The sequence below is a fragment of the Prevotella sp. HUN102 genome, from assembly GCF_000688375.1.
Taxonomy (GTDB): domain Bacteria; phylum Bacteroidota; class Bacteroidia; order Bacteroidales; family Bacteroidaceae; genus Prevotella.
In genome coordinates this window covers 1,044,641-1,063,582 of record NZ_JIAF01000004.1, presented here as the reverse complement: position 1 = coordinate 1,063,582, position 18,942 = coordinate 1,044,641, and the positions used below count along the sequence as shown (strand labels likewise).

The 18,942-nt window shown below is 45.5% G+C and carries 15 protein-coding genes; 7 read left to right on the top strand and 8 right to left on the bottom strand.

What is annotated here, in order from left to right; genetic code table 11:
* Nucleotides 1–10: 10 nt before the first annotated feature.
* The gene (locus P150_RS0109400; protein ID WP_028897464.1) at nt 11–3,091 is read right to left on the bottom strand and encodes a TonB-dependent receptor; all 3,081 of its coding nucleotides are present in this window, start codon (nt 3,089–3,091) and stop codon (nt 11–13) included.
* Between the two features lie 277 nt (nt 3,092–3,368).
* Here P150_RS0109400 and P150_RS0109395 point away from each other — a divergent pair, with 277 nt between their 5' ends.
* Entirely contained in the window at nt 3,369–4,394 is a 1,026-nt protein-coding gene (locus P150_RS0109395) for a LacI family DNA-binding transcriptional regulator (RefSeq protein ID WP_028897463.1), read from the top strand.
* Between the two features lie 36 nt (nt 4,395–4,430).
* Nucleotides 4,431–5,744: an SLC45 family MFS transporter gene (locus tag P150_RS0109390; protein WP_028897462.1), complete on the top strand. Its 1,314-nt coding sequence runs from the start codon at nt 4,431–4,433 to the stop codon at nt 5,742–5,744.
* A gap of 180 nt (nt 5,745–5,924) precedes the next feature.
* Here P150_RS0109390 and P150_RS0109385 read toward each other — a convergent pair whose 3' ends face one another.
* The 5 genes from P150_RS0109385 to P150_RS0109355 form a co-directional block, all read right to left on the bottom strand.
* Complete coding sequence (locus P150_RS0109385) at nt 5,925–6,485, bottom strand: hypothetical protein (RefSeq protein WP_028897461.1); 561 nt, start codon at nt 6,483–6,485, stop codon at nt 5,925–5,927.
* Complete coding sequence (locus P150_RS0109380) at nt 6,467–7,423, bottom strand: hypothetical protein (protein ID WP_028897460.1); 957 nt, start codon at nt 7,421–7,423, stop codon at nt 6,467–6,469. The genes P150_RS0109385 and P150_RS0109380 overlap by 19 nt, the downstream gene beginning before the upstream one ends.
* A gap of 583 nt (nt 7,424–8,006) precedes the next feature.
* Nucleotides 8,007–8,549: a hypothetical protein gene (locus P150_RS0109365; protein WP_036932171.1), complete on the bottom strand. Its 543-nt coding sequence runs from the start codon at nt 8,547–8,549 to the stop codon at nt 8,007–8,009.
* A gap of 312 nt (nt 8,550–8,861) precedes the next feature.
* Nucleotides 8,862–11,027, bottom strand: a complete 2,166-nt coding sequence (locus P150_RS0109360) for a glycoside hydrolase family 97 protein (protein ID WP_036932170.1) — start codon at nt 11,025–11,027, stop codon at nt 8,862–8,864.
* A 234-nt stretch (nt 11,028–11,261) separates the two neighbouring features.
* The gene (locus tag P150_RS0109355; RefSeq protein ID WP_028897457.1) at nt 11,262–13,958 is read right to left on the bottom strand and encodes a 4-alpha-glucanotransferase; all 2,697 of its coding nucleotides are present in this window, start codon (nt 13,956–13,958) and stop codon (nt 11,262–11,264) included.
* Between the two features lie 906 nt (nt 13,959–14,864).
* Between P150_RS0109355 and P150_RS0109350 the strand changes: the two genes are divergently transcribed.
* On the top strand, nt 14,865–16,100 hold the full coding sequence (locus P150_RS0109350; protein ID WP_028897456.1) for a site-specific integrase: 1,236 nt from the start codon (nt 14,865–14,867) through the stop codon (nt 16,098–16,100).
* 14 nt (nt 16,101–16,114) lie between these two features.
* The gene (locus P150_RS0109345) at nt 16,115–16,477 is read left to right on the top strand and encodes a hypothetical protein (protein ID WP_028897455.1); all 363 of its coding nucleotides are present in this window, start codon (nt 16,115–16,117) and stop codon (nt 16,475–16,477) included.
* A gap of 49 nt (nt 16,478–16,526) precedes the next feature.
* On the opposite strand, the gene P150_RS0109340 is transcribed toward P150_RS0109345, so the two are convergent.
* Together P150_RS0109340 and P150_RS0109335 are read right to left on the bottom strand one after the other, a co-directional pair.
* Nucleotides 16,527–16,829 carry a helix-turn-helix domain-containing protein gene (locus P150_RS0109340; RefSeq protein WP_004341615.1) on the bottom strand — a complete coding sequence of 101 codons (303 nt, stop codon included), beginning with the start codon at nt 16,827–16,829 and terminating at the stop codon, nt 16,527–16,529.
* Nucleotides 16,830–16,866: 37 nt separating this feature from the next.
* Nucleotides 16,867–17,145, bottom strand: a complete 279-nt coding sequence (locus P150_RS0109335) for a helix-turn-helix domain-containing protein (RefSeq protein ID WP_008564112.1) — start codon at nt 17,143–17,145, stop codon at nt 16,867–16,869.
* A 221-nt stretch (nt 17,146–17,366) separates the two neighbouring features.
* Between P150_RS0109335 and P150_RS0109330 the strand changes: the two genes are divergently transcribed.
* The 3 genes from P150_RS0109330 to P150_RS0109320 all read left to right on the top strand — a co-directional run bounded on the left by P150_RS0109330 (nt 17,367) and on the right by P150_RS0109320 (nt 18,878).
* Nucleotides 17,367–17,720, top strand: a complete 354-nt coding sequence (locus tag P150_RS0109330) for a helix-turn-helix domain-containing protein (RefSeq protein ID WP_028897454.1) — start codon at nt 17,367–17,369, stop codon at nt 17,718–17,720.
* Nucleotides 17,704–18,024, top strand: a complete 321-nt coding sequence (locus P150_RS0109325; protein ID WP_028897453.1) for a helix-turn-helix domain-containing protein — start codon at nt 17,704–17,706, stop codon at nt 18,022–18,024. Before P150_RS0109330 ends, P150_RS0109325 begins: the two co-directional genes overlap by 17 nt.
* A 125-nt stretch (nt 18,025–18,149) precedes the next feature.
* Nucleotides 18,150–18,878, top strand: a complete 729-nt coding sequence (locus tag P150_RS0109320; RefSeq protein ID WP_028897452.1) for a hypothetical protein — start codon at nt 18,150–18,152, stop codon at nt 18,876–18,878.
* Nucleotides 18,879–18,942: the final 64 nt, after the last annotated feature.

Below are 18,942 nucleotides of genomic sequence, written 5' to 3'. Positions count from 1 at the left end.
TCTTATAGAATTAGAAATTCAAGTTCAAACCGAGAATGAATGAGATAGGACGTGGGTAGAGATTGTTGTCGATACCACCAAACACTTCCGGATCAATACCATCGTAATTTGTAATAGTAAGGATATTAGAAGCTGTTCCGTAAACACGGCCATTCAAACCACGCCAGTTACCTGTCTTGAAGAGATCAGCAAAGCTGTAACCCAATGTTACGTTGTCGAGCTTCAAGAAAGAAGCATTCTGTACCCAACGGTCTGAAAGAATAGCTGCCGTAGCACCTGTCTGCCAGTTGTCTGCAAGAGAAGCCACCGGACGGTTTGACATAAAGCCGGAAGAAGCCCAGATTGCAGCAGCGGAAACGTTGGAGTTGCCTGCCATCATATCGTTGAACACATAGTTTCCAAGACTTGCACGAAGTGTGAAACCGAAGTCCCATCCCTTGTAGTCCATACGAGAAGAAAGACCCATTGTTACAGGAGCGTTAGGGCTCTTGTAGAAATACTTGTCGGCTTCTGTAATCTGACCGTCAGCATTTCTGTCTACAACAGCACCTTCGATAGCCTTGCCATCCTTGTCGTAAACCTGCTGATAAACGTAGAATGAAGACATAGGATGGCCTACTGCGTGTGCCTGTGCGTTACCACCGGTACCGGCAGAGATACCACCTGTTGGAATAAAGTAGTTAGCATCGCTGCCACCTGTCAGGTCAGTAATCTTGTTATGGTTGTAAGTGAAGTTGTAATCCAAAGTCCAATAGAAGTCCTTAGCCTGAATAGCCTTCCAGCTCAATGCAACTTCAACACCAGTATTTGTAAGTGAACCAATGTTAGAAGAAACCTGATTACGGAAGTTAGAACCAGCAGGAACATAAACCGTATTCAAAAGGTCAGTAGTCTTACGGAAGTACCAGTCCAAACTACCGGTGAGTCGCTGGTTAGCAACACCCCAGTCAAGACCAAGGTTATAAGTCGTTGTTGTTTCCCAAGTCAGATTCTTATTTACTGCCTGTGGACGAGCAACTGTACCGTCGCCAGTGATTGGATAGAAGTTGTTGGTGCCGCTGCCCATCTGATAGATATCGAAGTAGCTATAATCGCCAATTCCTTCCTGCTGACCGGTCATACCCCAACCGAGACGGAACTTCAAATCAGAAAGCCAGTTGATATTCTTGAATGCGTTTTCATCCTTAACCTTCCAAGCGAATGCCAAAGATGGGAATGTTGCCCAGTGGTCCTTGAAACGGGAAGCACCGTCAGCACGTACAGTAGCAGTCAGGTAATAGCGATCCATCAAGCTCCAGTTAGCACGACCGAAGAATGATACAAGGTAGTTTTCTGTTGCGTAAACGTAATCTTCCAATACGCCGTCGCCGTTGTAGTCCTTACCACCCTGCTTGTAAATCTGACCAGCCTTGAGGAGGTTGGTAGATGGATAGTACTGAATAGAGTTGCTCTTGTCTCTGTGCCAGAAGTGCTGCCACTCGTAACCGGCCATAATATCGAAATGGTTGTTGTACTTATCATTGAAGTCGTGATAGTACTGAGCGTAAGTGTTGAAAGTCAAGTTGCGCTTCAACTGACGGCTCCATCCTGTGTAACCATAATAAGAAGCGAGAGGAGACGTTGGGTCAATGTCTGTGTCCTGCTGACCTGCTGCGATATCAGCACCAACGGTAGCGTGCAGACGCAAATCTTCAAAACCGTGAATCTTGTAGTCTACTTCAGCATTACCGATGAAATCGCGTGAATGAGCACGGTCGTTCTTCAAGTTCAAAATAGCCAATGGGTTCTTAGTAGCCAAAGTGTTGAAAGTAGAAGGCCAGTTTGGATCTTCTGCCTTTTCAAGACCGGCACCACGCCAAGTGTGATAGAAGCCAAAGTTTGCCGCATCAGGAGAAGTATGGTCGTAGATGCTCTGGCTTGGATCATAGCCTACTGCACTACCAATTGCAGCACCATCAGCATAACGGTTCTTTGCAAACATACCCTTCAAAGCGATGTTCACATTCAAATGATTGTCGAGGAGTGAAGGATTCAAGTTCAATGCAGCCGTGTAACGCTCGAACTGTGAAGTTCTGAGGATACCCTGATTGTTGGTATAGCCAACAGAAGCACGGAACGGAAGTGCATTCTTGCCATTGCCTATTGCACCTGAAACCGTCAGGTTGTGGTCGTGGCTCCAAGCAGTACGATAGATTTCATCCTGCCAGTCTGTGTTGGCAGTGCCCAAAGCTGCAACCTGTGGAGAACCTGCGCCGAACAAGTTTGTAATAAACTCACGATACTGGTCGCCGGTCATCACGTCGATGTCCTTCTTCTTCATACTTGCAGTTACGCTACCTGCATAAGAAACTGAGAGAGGCTGATTGGAGCGCCCCTTCTTTGTAGTAATGATGATGACACCATTAGAACCACGAGAACCGTAGATAGCAGTAGCAGAAGCATCCTTCAACACGTTGAAACTTTCAATATCCTGTGGATTAACCATAGAAAGTGGGTTAGCCATACCCTTGATACCGGTGTTGTCCATTGCCACACCGTCGATAACAATCAGAGGGCTGTTAGATGCGTTCAAAGAAGAACCACCACGAATACGTATCTGCGCACCACCGCCCGGCGTACCACCGTCGCTGGTTACATTGACACCGGCCATCTTACCCTGCATCATATCCTGAGCGTTTACCACAACACCCTTGTTCTTAGCATCCGGCTTCATTGCGAGAACAGAACCTGTAAGGTCGCTTTTCTTGGCAACACCATAACCGATGACAACAACTTCCTCGATCTGCTGCTGGTCCGGCTGGAGAACCACCTCCATTCCATCAACGGCAGCACCTACGAAAGCCTGATAGCCAATGTAGGTAATCTTGAGTCTTGCACCCGGTTGTACGTTCAATGAGAAGTTACCATCGATGTCAGTAGTGGTACCGTCTGCTGTTCCTTCGATCAGGACAGAGGCTCCAATAACGTCATCGCCGGCAGCATCTTTAACATGGCCATTCACAGTTGTCTGTGCAAAGGCACTGATTGACAGGAATATACCGGCCACGAAAGCCAGCATCCTGACAGGAAATTTGCATTTTACCTGCTTCATCATTTTGTTACTAAAGTTATTAATAATTGATTAAAGTAATTGTCGCATCTATTGCGTTTGTCGGTTAATAGCCTGTTTTCAGGCATATTCGAGGGCAAAGGTAGGACTCTTAAACCTATTTTGTACCTTTTTTATGTTTAAAAACGCTAATTAATTAATGCAAACGTTTGCACAAACTATTTAGCATTAATTAAATTGACATAGGTCAATCTTTCTGTGGATTTATGTATTTTTGTCCTATCAAACTTGATTTTAGACTAAAAACGACAACAAATCTATGAAAGAAGGTGCAAATCTGACAATGAAAGATATAGCCCGGGAACTCGGTGTGTCCGTGGCTACGGTCTCTCGTGCCTTGAAGGACAGCCCCAGAATTTCGCTCGAGAAGAGGGAGGAAATCAAGCGTTACGCACGCGAACATAATTTTTTCCCGAATATGCTTGCAGAGACTTTGCGCAAAAGCAAGGTGCAGCCGTTGAAAATCATCGGTGTCATTGTTCCAAAGTTTGCACACTATTACTTTTCTTCCGTGCTCGCAGGCATCGAGGAAGAGGCTTCCGCACGCGGCTATCGGATAATGGTTGCGCAGAGCGACGAAAAGTACGAGAAGGAGGTCAAGATTTGCAAGTCGTTTTACGAAAACAAGGTTTGCGGCATCATCGTATCGCAGGCAAAGGACACACAGAAGTACGACCATTTCCAGTATCTCATCAATCAGGGAGTGCCATTGGTGTTCTACGACCGTATCAGCACGGGTGTGAATGCGAGCAGAGTAGTCGTAGACGACTATATGGGTGCGTTTGCAGCCGTTACCCACCTGATAGACAGCGGCTGTTCGCGCATTGCCTACTACGGAACGTCGCTCAATTTGGAAATCGGAAAGAACCGCTACAACGGCTATCGCGACGCATTGCTCAAGCACGGACTAAAGCCTGATGAGTCGCTCATAAGAATATGCGACAACCGTACCGACGCAGAGGCAATCACCCCCGACGTGATGCTGCTGCCGACGCCTCCCGATGCGTTCTTCGCCGTGAACGACGATACTGCCATCGGCATTCTCTACTCGTGCAAACGACTCGGCTATCACATTCCCGACGATATTTCCATCTGTGGATTCACGAACGGCGAGCGTGCAACTGCCTGCGAACCAATGCTGACCACGGTTGAACAGCGTGGTCTCCGGGTAGGCGAAGAGGCTGCCAACATTCTCATAGAAAAGGTGGAAGGAGCCTTGGCTATGGACGCAGTCGAGAAACGCGTGGTACGGACAAGGCTCATTGTCAGGGGAACAACACGATAAAAAAGCATAGAACATAACGATTATTCAACTAAAGATATGAAACAAAGACCAAATTTAAGTTTTTGGCAACTATGGAATCTGAGCTTCGGATTCTTCGGTGTGCAAATTGCTTACGCACTTCAGAGTGCAAACATCTCACGTATTTTCGCAACATTGGGAGCAGACCCTCACAATTTGAGTTATTTCTGGATTCTTCCTCCGCTGATGGGCATCATCGTGCAGCCTATCGTAGGCACGCTCTCCGATAAGACTTGGACCCGCTTCGGCCGCCGCATTCCCTATCTCTTCGTGGGTGCAGCCGTTGCCGTGCTCGTAATGTGCCTTCTGCCCAACTCCGGTTCGTTCGGAATGACCGTCTCCACGGCTATGATATTCGGACTGATAGCCCTGATGTTCCTCGATACCAGTATCAATATGGCGATGCAGCCGTTCAAGATGCTCGTGGGCGATCAAGTGAACGAGAAGCAGAAAGGCCTCGCCTACTCCATTCAGAGTTTCCTCTGCAATGCAGGTTCGCTCGTGGGCTACGTGTTCCCGTTCTTCTTCACAGCCATCGGCATTGCCAACACGGCTCCGAGCGGCGTTGTGCCCGATTCGGTTATCTATTCATTCTACGTCGGTGCCGCAATCCTCATCCTCTGCGTGCTTTACACCACGGCGAAGGTAAAGGAAATGCCTCCGAAGGAATATGCAGAATACCACAGTCTTACGGAAACGGACAATGAATCGAAGGCAAACTGGATAGACTTGCTGAAGAACGCTCCGGCTACATTCTGGAAGGTGGGACTCGTGCAGTTCTTCTCTTGGTTTGCATTTATGTATATGTGGACCTACACCAACGGCACCGTGGCTGCCAACTGCTGGGACACGACAGACGTTGCAAGCAAGGGCTATCAGGAAGCAGGCAACTGGGTGGGCGTGCTGTTTGCCGTTCAGGCCATCGGCTCTGTGGTCTGGGCAATGATTCTGCCGCAGTTCAAGAACCGTAAGCTCGCCTATTCCCTTTCGCTGATACTCGGCGGCATAGGTTTCGCAATGACGGCATTCGTTCACGACCAGTATATGATGTTCGTTCCGTTCGTCCTCATCGGATGCGCTTGGGCTGCGATGCTTGCAATGCCTTTCACTTTCGTTACCAATGCTTTGGAAGGCTACGGCCACATGGGAGCCTATCTCGGCTTGTTCAACGGCACCATCTGTATCCCACAGATTGTAGCAGCCGTCGTGGGCGGAGCAATTCTTACTGTCGTAGGTGGCGTGCAGAGCAATATGATGATTGTTGCAGGCGTGGCGTTGGTGCTCGGCGCACTCTGTGTTTCCGTTATCAAGGACGTGAAGTCGGCAGAATAAAAATGCTTCATATCGGGATGCAAACTTAAAAGAAACATTGTTTGTATATACCTTTACCATTATAACAAAAACAGAGAGGTCAGCTATTTCCGACCTCTCTGTTTTTCTGTTTTATAAGCTCTAAGCTATTGGTAATGAATCTCCAACATTATATGCGGGAGAATATTCTATGGCTTCATATTAGAAATTTATTCCAAAAGACAGGTATCCTCCAACGTATGTAGGAACTCCATCCTTATGAAAATCTCTTACTGAAAGCCCTAATCCTAATACGGTGCCAATTCCTCTTTGCGAATGCTTCCCATACCAATAGATACCGGCATTGTAGGCAGTATTCCTAACGGCATCTTTTCCACTAACGGAAGAAGTAACGAAAGCACGCGCTTCCAATGTACTGTTGCTCCCATCCTCTGACAGATTCAACACGTAGCCCACACCACCACCAAGATTTAATGTCTTGTTGTAGTCCACCGTCAGACCATTCTTAGGATGAAAATAATCGCCCTGTGCCACTGCGTGGAGCAAGAATCTGCTGCTTAAACTGTAATTCACATCGGCAACTGCCCCAAATGGCATTATTTTTTTTTGAGGACTACCAGCCGACAGTCCCATTTCAAAATGCCACGGAGATTCTTTCCTTGTTTCATTTTGCGCATTCTGTCCCCAACCACAAAGTGGATTCAGCAGCAACAGCGATGCAAACATCAAGCGCATTTTAGATTTTAATTTTCTGTATTCCATAATTGATAACTTGCATTTCCTACTACAAAAGCATTTCTTAAGTTCTGTTTCATTTCAGGATTTAAAGAAGAATTTGAAATTAGATCTAAAATTTTAGAAAGATATTGTCCATCATTTTCTTCCACTTTTAGTTGAGCAACTCCCTCAAAGAAAGTTTTCAACACAGAAAGTTCATCTGTTTTCTCTGGATATTTCTGGTTCCAAGCATTGAGATAATCAGTAAGTGAATTCATCTTTTCAATATCCATTTCAGGCGAAACAACATCATCAAAAATTTTTCTGTTAATCTGTAAATCTCGCAAAACAATCTGTTCGTCAACATTGTATATTTTAGATGTCTTTTGGGCAATTTTTGTTAACATTGTATCTAAATCTAAAATTTCCTCAGTTGCTTCAGCCTTCAACTCTAATAAAATACGATTATGATTGTAACCAATACTGTCAGAGAGTTCAGGAATACTACAATCCTTTTTCAAAGGAATGAGATTATTCAATGCAATACTATCTGGATTCATTGGCATAAATATTTCAGGATTATTTGCATTTGCACTTCTTGTAAGTCTTATATTCATATCTATCTTATCCGCAGAAGTTCTTGAGACTAATCCTGAAGCTAATCCAGACATTACCGTAGCACCAGCTACCGTTCCGGCAGGAGTTATCATTGAACCCAACATCCCTCCAACAGCATCAGCAACTGTAACAAATAAGAACTTCTTTAAAAATTTGAAGAAACCTCTTGTCTGACCATACTCCGTAGTAAACATTGTGTGATTTAAAGAATCTATCTGACTTTGTACATTATAAACTGCTATTTTCTGTACATTATCATTAGATACAACACCACTAGTAGATTTTTCAACCTGAACAATTTCATTTTCAGAATTGCACGCAAAAAGTGAAAAAACTAAAACAATTAATAATAAAATTTTTCTCATAGTTATGTTTTTTTTACCTACTCTTTAATAATAGCTTTTCGGTATCCGCTCCTTTTAGCAGTAATTAAGGTCTGCATATAATCGTGTCGACTTGATTATTTTTTTAATGGTTTAATGGTTAAATTTCTATTTGAATTAAATTGTGCGCAAATATACAAATATTTTATTTTCAAAGTTATTTTTAATCCACTTCGATTCATATCATTAATAAAAATTAACAAGCAACAGTAAATAGGATTGCCGAAATGTTTAATTTATCTCGCATTGATTATAATTAGTTGCAAATCATAAAAGGAGATAAATTAAAAGTATTTTTTCATTTATTTATCCAAAATCATTTCGTTACTTGTTCAGCAAAACAATAACGATTTCAGACGCATAAAGGAACGATTTGCAAACGTACGAAAAACGCAGCGCATTCTTCGCACGTTTGCCCTGCATTTTTGCGAAGCTGCAACACTCATTCACACAAGGAAATCCGTGCCATCCTTGAAGGCTTTGCCTTCTTTGTGGCGAAAATAAACGTCTGTGATTCTGTGGAGTTTGTGAGAGATTACATCATAAAACTCATAAGCGCAATAAATTAGAAATCATATCCAACACTTACATACGGATATATGACTGCTGCACGGCTTACTCCATTCTCTTTTATTCCAAACTCATTGTATTCTCCAAGTGCCACACCGGGATTCATTCCCATTCGCACCATCAACCCTTTGCTTGATTGATAACGGTAGCCTATGTCCACAAAACCGAAAGCACCGTTGCGTGGTTGTTCAACTTCAAACCCATTCGCTTGTTTTTTACACGAATACATACCATAGCTAATTCCAATACCAAGTTCCAGATTATGCCTTTTGCTGCCAATCAGATAATTAACAGCAACAGGTATGCTCCACCCTGATGTTTTCTGGGGACCAAAATCAAAGAAATCTTCCGACGACGAATAGGTATAGGCTATTCCTATTCGTCCTCCCCATCTTGTCTTTTCATTAAATCTCGTGTCGTAGTGCAACCCAACCGATGTAGATGCACCTCCTAACTCAAGATACACACCTTGTTGCCTTTGCGAAAAGACTGCATTGCACAATAAGCTCATACAAAAGATGATTACAGTTTTTTTCATCAGTAAATTTAGTTTATAGCAAAGTTCTCAACTCTGTAAATTCCATTCAGCTAAAATGAGGAATATTATATCTTTTTCTTGAGATAGATATGTTTCCTCTTATGAGGATATAAATTTTTGGTACAAAGGTATAATAAAAATGAAACTCTACTGTATTTTTTTGAAGAAAAAGTACGTACTTTTTGCCCGGAAAGTACGTACTTTTTCAATGAAAAGTACGTACCTTTTTTTGAAAGGCTCCGTATCCCTCCTCAAAAGGGTCGTTTTCGCCTCCGTTTCACGATGTTTTTCCGACAGGACAAACTGGCAGGATTACTTGCCTATTGCCCTGTCTTCGCCGTTCCATCTGGCGTGCAGGGAAACTGCGAAACCACCTCCGGGAGCCATCGTGAGCTCCAGCACGTCGCCCTTCTTCAGATTTTTCTTAGTAATGGTGTACGACTGTGGGTTCTTTTCGTAGTGAGCGTTCTTGCCGTCGGCGTAGATGGTGCAGTCATATACGTAATCTTTGTCGAGGAAGTCGAGCTTGATTGTGCTCTTGTGTCCCTTCTCGTCGCACTTTCCACCGATGAACCAGCTCTTCGTTCCCTTTTCATTTCGTGCAACGGTGATGTAGTCGCCGGGTTCTGCCTCAAGGTATTTCGAGTCGTCCCAGTCGCAGGGCACGTCCTTGATAAACTGGAAGGCATCCATATATTTTCCGTAGTTCTCGGGCGTGTCGGCAGCCATCTGCAGTGGGCTGTACATCGTGAGGTAGAGAGCCATTTGGCCGACGAGCGTGGAGCGCACCCAACTCTTGTTGTCCGTCCACTCGCTCAGCTTCGTAACAAAGATGCCCGGCGTGTAGTCCATCGGGCCACCTTGCAGACGTGTGAATGGGAGAACCACGGTGTGGTCGGGCTTGGAGCCGCCGAACGCCTCGTATTCTCCGCCGCGTGCGCTCTCGTTTCCTACGAGGTTCGGCCACGTGCGGCAAAGGCCTGTCGGGCGCACGGCCTCGTGTCCATTGACCATAATCCTGTGCTTGGCAGCCGTTTCCACGACGTACTGATAGTGATTCACGGTGTTCTGGCTGTTGTGGAAGTCGCCGCGGGGAATGATGTCGCCCACGTAGCCGGTCTTCACAGCGTCATAGCCGTACTTGTTCATCAGGTTGAACGCATTTTCCAGATGGCGTTCGTAGTTGATTGTGCTCGAGGAAGTCTCGTGGTGCATCATCAGCTTCACGCCCTTTGCGTGCGCATACTCGTTGAGTGCCTTGATGTCGAAGTCGGGATAGGGGGTAACGAAATCGAAAACCTTGTCTTTCCACATATTCGCCCAGTCTTCCCAACCGATGTTCCAACCTTCCACGAGCACCTGATCAAAGCCGTGCTCGGCGGCAAAGTCTATGTACTTGCGCACGTTCTCGTTGTTCGCACCGTGCCGTCCGTTCGGCTTTGCTTTCGCATAGTCGGTCTTACCCAGATGAACGGAAGGATAGTCGTCGGTGTAGTTCCACGCACTGTGTCCCGTGATCATTTCCCACCACACGCCGACGTACTTCGTTGGATGAATCCAGCTCGTGTCCTCTATCTTGCACGGCTCGTTGAGATTGAGAATCAGGTTGCTTGAAAGCATATCGCGGGCGTCGTCGCTCACGATTACGGTGCGCCACGGCGTGTTGAACGGCGTCTGTACGTAAGCCTTGTTGCCTGTGGCATCGGGCGTGAGCCACGACGTGAACGTCATATTCCTGTCGTTCAGATTGAGGTGCATCGCCGGATAGTTCACGAGTGCCGCCTCGTGGAGATTGATGTAGAGTCCGTCCTCGGTCTTCATCTGAAGCGATGTCTGCACGCCGGTTTCCGAGAATACTGCCACCGAGGAATTTCCCCAGTTCACAGCGTCGCGGAACTTGCTGCGTATTTCCGACAGTCTGCTCTCCTGTGTTTCCTGTTCCTGTGTGTCGTAGTCGCCCGGAAGCCACCACGCCGTGTGGTCGCCTGCCATTGCAAACTCCGTCTTCTCGTCCTTCACGATGAAGTAGTTCAGCTCTTTCTGCTGCGGGAACTCGTATCGGAAACCCATACCGTCGTCGTAGACACGGAAACGGATGATGATGTCCCTGCTGCTGCTTGCCTGATTGAGGTTCACCTGCAGCTCGTTATAGTTGTTCCTGATGGTCTTCGTTTCGCCCCACACCGGCTTCCACGTCTCATCGAATGTAGAAGTCTGCGTGCTCGTCGTAGTGAAACCGTCCATCAGGTCGGTCTCGTTCTTGCCTTTTGAGGCGTGCTTGTCCTTCGCCAGTTCGAGTCCGAGGTGCGACGGCTTTACCACAGCCCTGTTCTTGTAGGTCATTTCATAAGTAGGCACGCCGTTGCCGGTCAGTGAGAATTTCAATACCACGTTGCCGTTGGGCGAACTCACGGTCTGGGCAGACGCGAACAGCGGGAGCGCGATGGCTGCCAGAAGAAGTTTTGATCGTTTGAGCATATTTCAATAATGATTTGATTTGTTTTGTGTTGAGAAAAGATACATCAACATATTCAGAGAATACATTTCATAGACGGAAAAAACAGAGAATGTTTTAATCGGTCTGCCATCTTTTACCTTTAATATATATACGATTATTCCCTCTTCTCCGATTCGGGGAAGAATGGAGGCATAACAGCACGGTTGCGCCTCCACTCTTTCCTCATTCACGGAGAGAGGGAAAGAAGATGATAATTACCTGCGTGCAGACTGGCTTACCAAATCCATTACGTTTGCATTGAACTCCTCGTTCTTCATCAGATCCTCAATGCTTACGTGCATACGGTAACGCCAGTAGTGCTTCGGATTTGCCGGGACATTGATGCGCTCTGCGTCGGCATCTGCCAGACGGAGATTCTCGTCGATGCTCATCCAGTCCTGTATTCCAAGGATGCAGAGCATACTCGGAGAGGTAAGATGATGGCTTACAACGTCGCGCGCCAACCATCCCGGAAGCGGATGCGGAGCCGGACCGCCGCGGTGCAGCATACTGTTGAAGTAGTCCTGAGTGCGTGCCCAGTCCTCATCCCACCACTGACGGAGCGTTGCCATATCGTGCGTGGAGATTGTGCTGACACTTCTGTATGGGTTGGAACCCAAATGTCCGAAGCGCACCTTCGGGTCTTTCGGCATACTCTGAATCTCAAGACTGAGAACACGCAGTTCGTTCATAACCCATTCCACGCAGTCGGGCACCATACCCAAGTCCTCGGCGCACACCAGCATACGTGTTGCGTTTACCAGTTTAGGCAGTTTCTTCATCGCTTCCTGATACCAGAACTGATTGTTGCGGCGGTAGAAGTAGTCGTTGTAAAGCCTGTTGAACACGGCCTTGTCGCTGTCGTAGAGACTCTCGTAGATGAAGGCGAACTGAACCGTGATGCGTGGGTGGAAACGATTCGGGTCCTTATGGTCGCGGACGAAGAGCACATCGCTTATCAGAGCGTAGAGACCCTCACGGATCCACTTGTCCACTTCAGAATCCCTGCCTGCGAAAGCTGCTTCCACTTTGCGCTGCGTATCGTATTCAGGGCGCATCTTCCAACGGTCGCCCCAAGTCTTTTCGAGATATTTCTCACGCACTTCGTCGGCGTGCTCACGGAATATACGGTCGAGCACCCAGTCGGCAATGAACGGTTCCGTGAAGAATTCTTCCTGCCAATGCAGTCCGTAGCCCTCAATTTCCTCGCGCGACATACCGAGCGACGGCGCAAACTGCCCCAACAGGCCGTGAACCGAATGCACTGGAATCTCCCAGATACGGAAGAAGCCGAGCACGTGGTCGATACGGTAAGCGTCGAAATAGTTCGCCATATTCTGGAAACGGCGGATCCACCACTTGCAGCCGTCGGCAATCATTGCATCCCAGTTGTAGGTGGGGAAGCCCCAGTTCTGACCGTTCACGGAGAAATCATCGGGCGGTGCACCTGCCTGTCCGTTGAGGTTGAAGTAGCGGGGCTCCGTCCATACGTCGCAACCGTAACGGTTCACGCCGATTGGAATATCGCCCTTGAGGATTACATTCTTCGCTGTGGCGTATTCGTGGACTGCCTTGAGCTGACTGCTCAGCACGAACTGCACATAATAGTAGAACTCTACGTCCTTATAAGCCTTGTTTCGGGCAGAAGTAAGTGCCTTACGGTCGGCCTCGTCCCATTGCTTATGGTCGGGCCACTGCGAGAAGTCGGCCGTTCCGTACTGTTCGCGGAAATAGCAATACTGCGCATAAGGCACCAGCCAACTCTCGTTCTCGAGGAAGAATGCCTTGTATTCGTTGCTTGCAACTGTATTCTTGCCTTCCTGTTCGTAGAGCAGGTGCAGGTATTCCGTCTTTGCATTGTTCACACGCTCGTAGTCTATCTGAGGAAGCGCATTGAGTTCCTTGCGCAGAGCCTCGAATTTCTCTGCCTGTGCCTTGTCGTCCAATGCCGGCAGCGCAGTAAGGTCCACGTACTGTGGATGGAGTGCGAAGATGGAAATGCAGCTGTATGGATAGGAGTCTGTCCACGTGTGCGTGGTGGTGGTGTCGTTGATAGGAAGAATCTGCAGCAATCGCTGGTTCGTGTGGCTTACCCAGTCCACCATCTTCTTCATATCGCCGAAGTCGCCGATGCCGAAGCTGTCGTTGGAACGCAGCGAGAACACCGGAACCAATGTGCCGGCAACGCGGACCGGAGGTACGGGGAAGCTGGCCTGTGCAAGCTCGTAGACAACTACGTCGCCGTCGCCCATCTCCGGAATTTCGATAGTACGGTTTTCGCTGTATTCCCAAACGGGCGTGTATTCCTTGTTGTCGTTGTCGATGAAGAACTTGAATTCCAGTTTATTACCTGCCAGTTTGCCTGCATCGAACTCAACAACCCATTCGTTGATGTTCTGCTGAACCAGAGCCATCGCCTTGTTCGGCTTCCACGCACCGAACATCGGGTCGGCACCTACGGCGCAAAGCCTGTCGCCAACGCCCAGCTGCGGAGCCTGAACCTTCAGGCAAACCGTTTTTCGATAGCTGTGGAGGAATGATTTTCCCACCTTCTTGCCCATCACGCAGTCGGTAATGGCAGAGGTGTAGAGATACGCATCTTCAGGAATGTCTCTCCAATGGTCGAAAACCTTGTAGTTCAAGCCACGGTCGGCGTCGAAGACAATACGGTGGGGGCATACTCCCCACTCGCGTCTCTCCTCGTAATCGCCCCGATTGATGCTGTAAAAGTAATCAATCTGCGTACCCGGCTTTACATCTTTATTAAGTTCCACAAACCAATGGCTGCCATCGTGAGTGTGCATTCTGTATTGAGAAAAATCAGTTTCTCCCAAATGCTGACCCGTTATGATGTTCAGGATAAGGTCCTGACCGTAATAGGTCTGATAATCTATAATAAACTGTAAATTCATAGAGTATGGTTAGTTATTTTTGTTCAAAGATAATAATAATTTAAATAAAGCCTCTTGCACCGTTGCACGATTTAAATCAATTTGTATGCAAACGATTGCATAAAGGACGAAGTACACATTTTAAAATAGAATATTCCGATAATGGAATTGAATTTATAAATATTGATAATTGCCAAGTATCGAAAATGAAAACATAAAATTCTTTATTCTGTCATCCATCCGTAAATCATTGAAAATCAATGGATAAAAAATCGGTTTCCATTTTAGCGAAGAATGCGTTTCAATCTTCGCACAAATGCAGGGCAAACGTGCGAAGAATGCGCTGCGTTTTTCGCACGTTTGCAAATCGTTCTTTTATCGGTCTGAAATTGTTATTGTTTTGCTGAACAAGCAGCAAAATAAATTTAGATAAATAAATTAAAGAACACCTTGCACTTATCTCCTTATTTTTTCTTTTCCACATTTATAATTATAATTAGTAAATATATGGATGGAATTATTGCAAAAAAGCATTTTTAAGATTTATTTATGTTATTTTTTTGTGAAAAATCTATCCTCAAGGTTCAAGAAAAGGCGAAACAGCGTGAATGATTTGTGAGTCAGTCGGTTCTGTTTTTTGAGCCTTTCGACGCAAAACCTCGAAAAGACGGGGTTATACCAACTTCGGACAGAGCAGCGTTACCAAAACATTACCACCTCCTTTGCAAGTGAGGATTGGGAAAAGCGGTAACGAACAGTGTAAAATCCGACCTGAACTTCGGGGATTACCTCCTGCAAAGGTACGTCGATGAAAAGAAATAGGCAAATAAATTGCAGATTGTTTCTTTACCATTGAACGACAATGTTTTGCATAGCAACAAATAACCTGACAATGAATAGTTTTGTAAACCGTAAAAAGTCAGAGTTATGCGTAGTACGTTTAAGGTTCTGTTCTACCTCAAAAAGAACGCCCCCAAGAAGAACGGTTCCGTTCCCGTGATGTGTCGTATCACCATTGACGGTACGATAGCCCAGTTCAGTTGCAAATGCGACATCCATCCCGACTTGTGGGACATCAAGAGCAACCGAGCTTCGGGCAAAAGTACCGTAGCCTTGGAAACCAACCGTTTCTTGGACAAGATACGTGTCGGTATCAATGCCAAATACAAGGAGATAGCCGAGCGGGATAACTATGTCACTGCCGAGAAAGTGAAGAACGCTTTCTTGGGCTTGGAAATGCGGCATGAAACCTTGCTGAAAGTCTTTGCCCAGCACAATGAGGACTTTTTCAAACAGGTCGATGCAGGCTTGCGAAGCCAATCCACCTACCACAAGTATTGCACTGTCTATAAGCATCTGGAGGAGTTCATCAAGACCCGCTACCGTGTCAGCGACATTGCTTTGAAAGAACTCACTCCGGCTTTCATTACCGACTTTGATATCTTTCTTCGCACCGAAAAACAATGCTGTAACAACACGGTATGGATTTACATGATGCCCCTGCGCCGTATGATTACCATTGCCCAGAACCACGGATGGATAGTCCGTGACCCATTTGTGGATTACAGCATATCCGCCGAGAGTACTGATAGGGACTATCTGACTAAGGATGAAATCCGCAGGCTGTTGGACTTGAAATTCCGACGCAAGTCAATGGAACTTGCTCGGGATTTGTATGTTTTCTGTTGCTTTACAGGCTTGTCCTTTACAGATATGAAGAACCTGACCAAGGACAACCTTCAAACTTCCTTTGACGGGAAACTCTGGATTATGACCAAGCGACAAAAGACGGGTGTGGAATCCAACATCATGCTCTTGGATATTCCGAAGCAGATTATCGATAAATACGATGGTATGGCAAAAGACAACTTGCTTCTTCCCGTTCCGACGTATATAACTGCTTGTAAGAACATCAAGAAAATCATCGGACTCTGCGGTATCGAAAAAGAGATTACGTGGCATACCAGCCGCCATACTATGGCGACGGAAATCTGCCTGACCAATGGCGTTCCCATCGAAACCCTTTCCAAAATGCTCGGACACACGAATATCCGCACCACGCAGATTTACGCCAAAATCACCCACGAAAAGGAAAGTCGGGACATGGCGGCACTCTCCGACAAACTGAGTAAGATAGAGCAGTTCAATGGTATCACTATATAAAAGGAGGACGAACGATGAAAAGAGAAATCATAACCATTGGAGAGAACGGAAAAGTATATATCCCGACAGCTCCCGTTTGGATGTCGGCTTGTGAAATAGCCGATTTGTTCGGCGTATTCTCCGGTAAGATAAACAGCCACATCAAGTCTATCTTCAAAGAGGGCTTACTCAGAGAAGATGAGGTGATGCAAACGCTATTGTTTAGGGATGGTTCGGTGGATTTATACAATCTTGAAATGATAACGATGCTGTCATTTCGTTTTGCCTCTCCACAGGCAAATAGTTTCCGTCAATGGATAATCGGAAGACTGACCGAAAAGAAGAGAACAGCTCCTCCGCTACTCGTGTGCTATACCAAAGGCGGATGGTACAACTGAATATGAGAACAGGCAGTAAGAAACTCTTGTCTTACTGCCTGTTTCTCTGTCAAGGCTTCTCAAACCGAGGGCGATAATTCTCCTGCAACAGTTTTTCCACATCTTCTTCCCGGTAGAGCACCTTTCCGCCTAACTTGATAAAGGAGATTCTTCCCATGTTGCGATAATCTTGCAACGTGCGCCGGTTGATATGCAACAGGCGGGACAGTTCATCGTCCGTCAGATAGCGATGCCCGTTAAGCAGAGGTCTGTTCTTTTTCCGCAGGACATCTATTCCCTTTATCATGCGGTCGCTCGCGTTGAGAAAGTGCGCAATCTCTTCGTTGTTCTTGGTCTTTACATCGTTGTCCATATTTTACATCGGATTTAGCGGTGATACTATTCATTGGTCATAAAGCGGAGGATTGTTCGAGCAGTTTCCCGACATCCTCCGGCTTGTAGAACATCTTATACCCTATTTGCGTATAGGGCAGCATCCGGTTGCTGCGGTAGGTTTGCAGGGTACGCAAACTGATGTTCAGGATTTGGCAGACATCCTGATTGTCCAGCCACCTGCCCATACGCTTTTCGTCACACTCCCGACACAGGGCATCGACTTTGGCGGTCAAAATGCGGAAACGCTCCATCATGGCTTCATACGTTTTCTTCTCGATTGTTATTACTTCCATATTCTTGTCCGTTTTAATGTTACACTTTGTGCAAATGTACTTACGGAGTAAGTATTCAAAACCATCATTCTCTTTACTGCGTACTTGTGGCTTCGATATGGATACTTTTGTCGTATGACTTTTGGAAGCAGACAGAAAAATCTCTATTCAGTACATATTTAGCATACAATCCGGACGGTTTTAACTCCCGAACTTTGCAGTATAATCAAATTCAAAGCGTCATGGATGTCATAACAATCGAAAGCAAAGCCTACCACGAATTGATGGGCAAAATAGAAAAAATCCTCCGGTATGTGGAGAAAGAGGAAAAGGCAAAGACGGAGTATGAGAACCGCCTTGTTACCAATGATGAGTTAGCCGATATACTCGGTATCAGCAAGCGTACCCTTCAGCGTATGCGCAGTGCGGACAGAATCAGCTACAAGATGATCTACGGACGTTGCTACTACGCCCTGCATGACATCGAGGAGGCGATACGAAGCAAGAGCCTGTACTGCAATCCTCAGAACCTGAAAGAGCTACGGCATAACTTCGAACTTAAAAGCAGGAGGGTAAAGGATGGAACTATTGGATAGAGCGACTTTCCTTGAATGGATGGAACGCATCATGAAGCGTTTTGATGACTTGAAGCAGACGGCTCCCGACATCCCCCAACGTCCGATGATAGACGGAGAACCTCTGCTGGATAACCAAGAGGTCTGCCTGATGCTCCAAATCAGCAAGCGTACCCTGCAACGTTATCGGGCATCGGGTACGCTTCCTTTCCACATCGTTTACCACAAGACGTGGTATTTGGAATCGGAAATCCTTGCCTTTATGAAAGCCCATTTTACGGAGAACCTCAAACGCAAGAGGAAGAGAGTACCCAAACAGACATAAATTCTTCTCATCTTGTTGTTTTAGAGATTATACCAATTTTGATGACAAAGATGGAATTTGCATTAGACATATTATTCCTTTAGTCTTGATTTCTGTAACTTTGCAACTAAAAGAAATTTCAAAATATGGATAATATGAAATTTATTGCCAACGGAGGTCATTGGAATGTCTATAAATTTGATGGAATTCTTTGTATTCATCCCAATGAATATAAGAATCCTATTATAAAAAGATGTATCAGATCTACCAAGGATGACATGTATATCCATAGTCAAGATATTCACAAACAGATAAGGTCAATAGGAATACCTACGATAGAATATTGTATATTTCATATTTGCGATAATGAAAAAAACTTGGTTTGTGAAAACCTAAATGAAGGTGATATTTTTTATGTGTCGCCTAATACGATTAGAGGTTATATACCTACTGAAAAAGTGGAATTGCTCCAAGCTATCGGAATAGAGAATCATAGCAATAAAATATCAGAAGAAGAGGAATACTGTCTGCAAAATCAGATAAAGCAAATAAATAATTATAAAATTATTTTGGATCGAATAAAAAAAGATGTGACTACATTGGCAAAAAATCATATATCTATTTGTGAGGATGCCTTTTTCTTTGGTAGAAATAAGATGCAGACAGATGTGGATTTGTTGTATAAATTGGCAGATTTTGACAATGTCTGTATTAATACTGATGTAGAATCTAAGGATCTTATGAATTCCAATATTATTGTTGGAATTAGCGCTCTATGGGAATATATTCATTTCTTCATGAAAGAAGGAGAGAAAAAGAGCGAATACCTTCAGCACCTACAGAATCTGTTGAAATTACATCAAAACAAACAATAAAGACAAATATTAACAAAGGTAATATCCCCTAAAACTATATGCTCTTAATTCAAGGGCAAGAAAC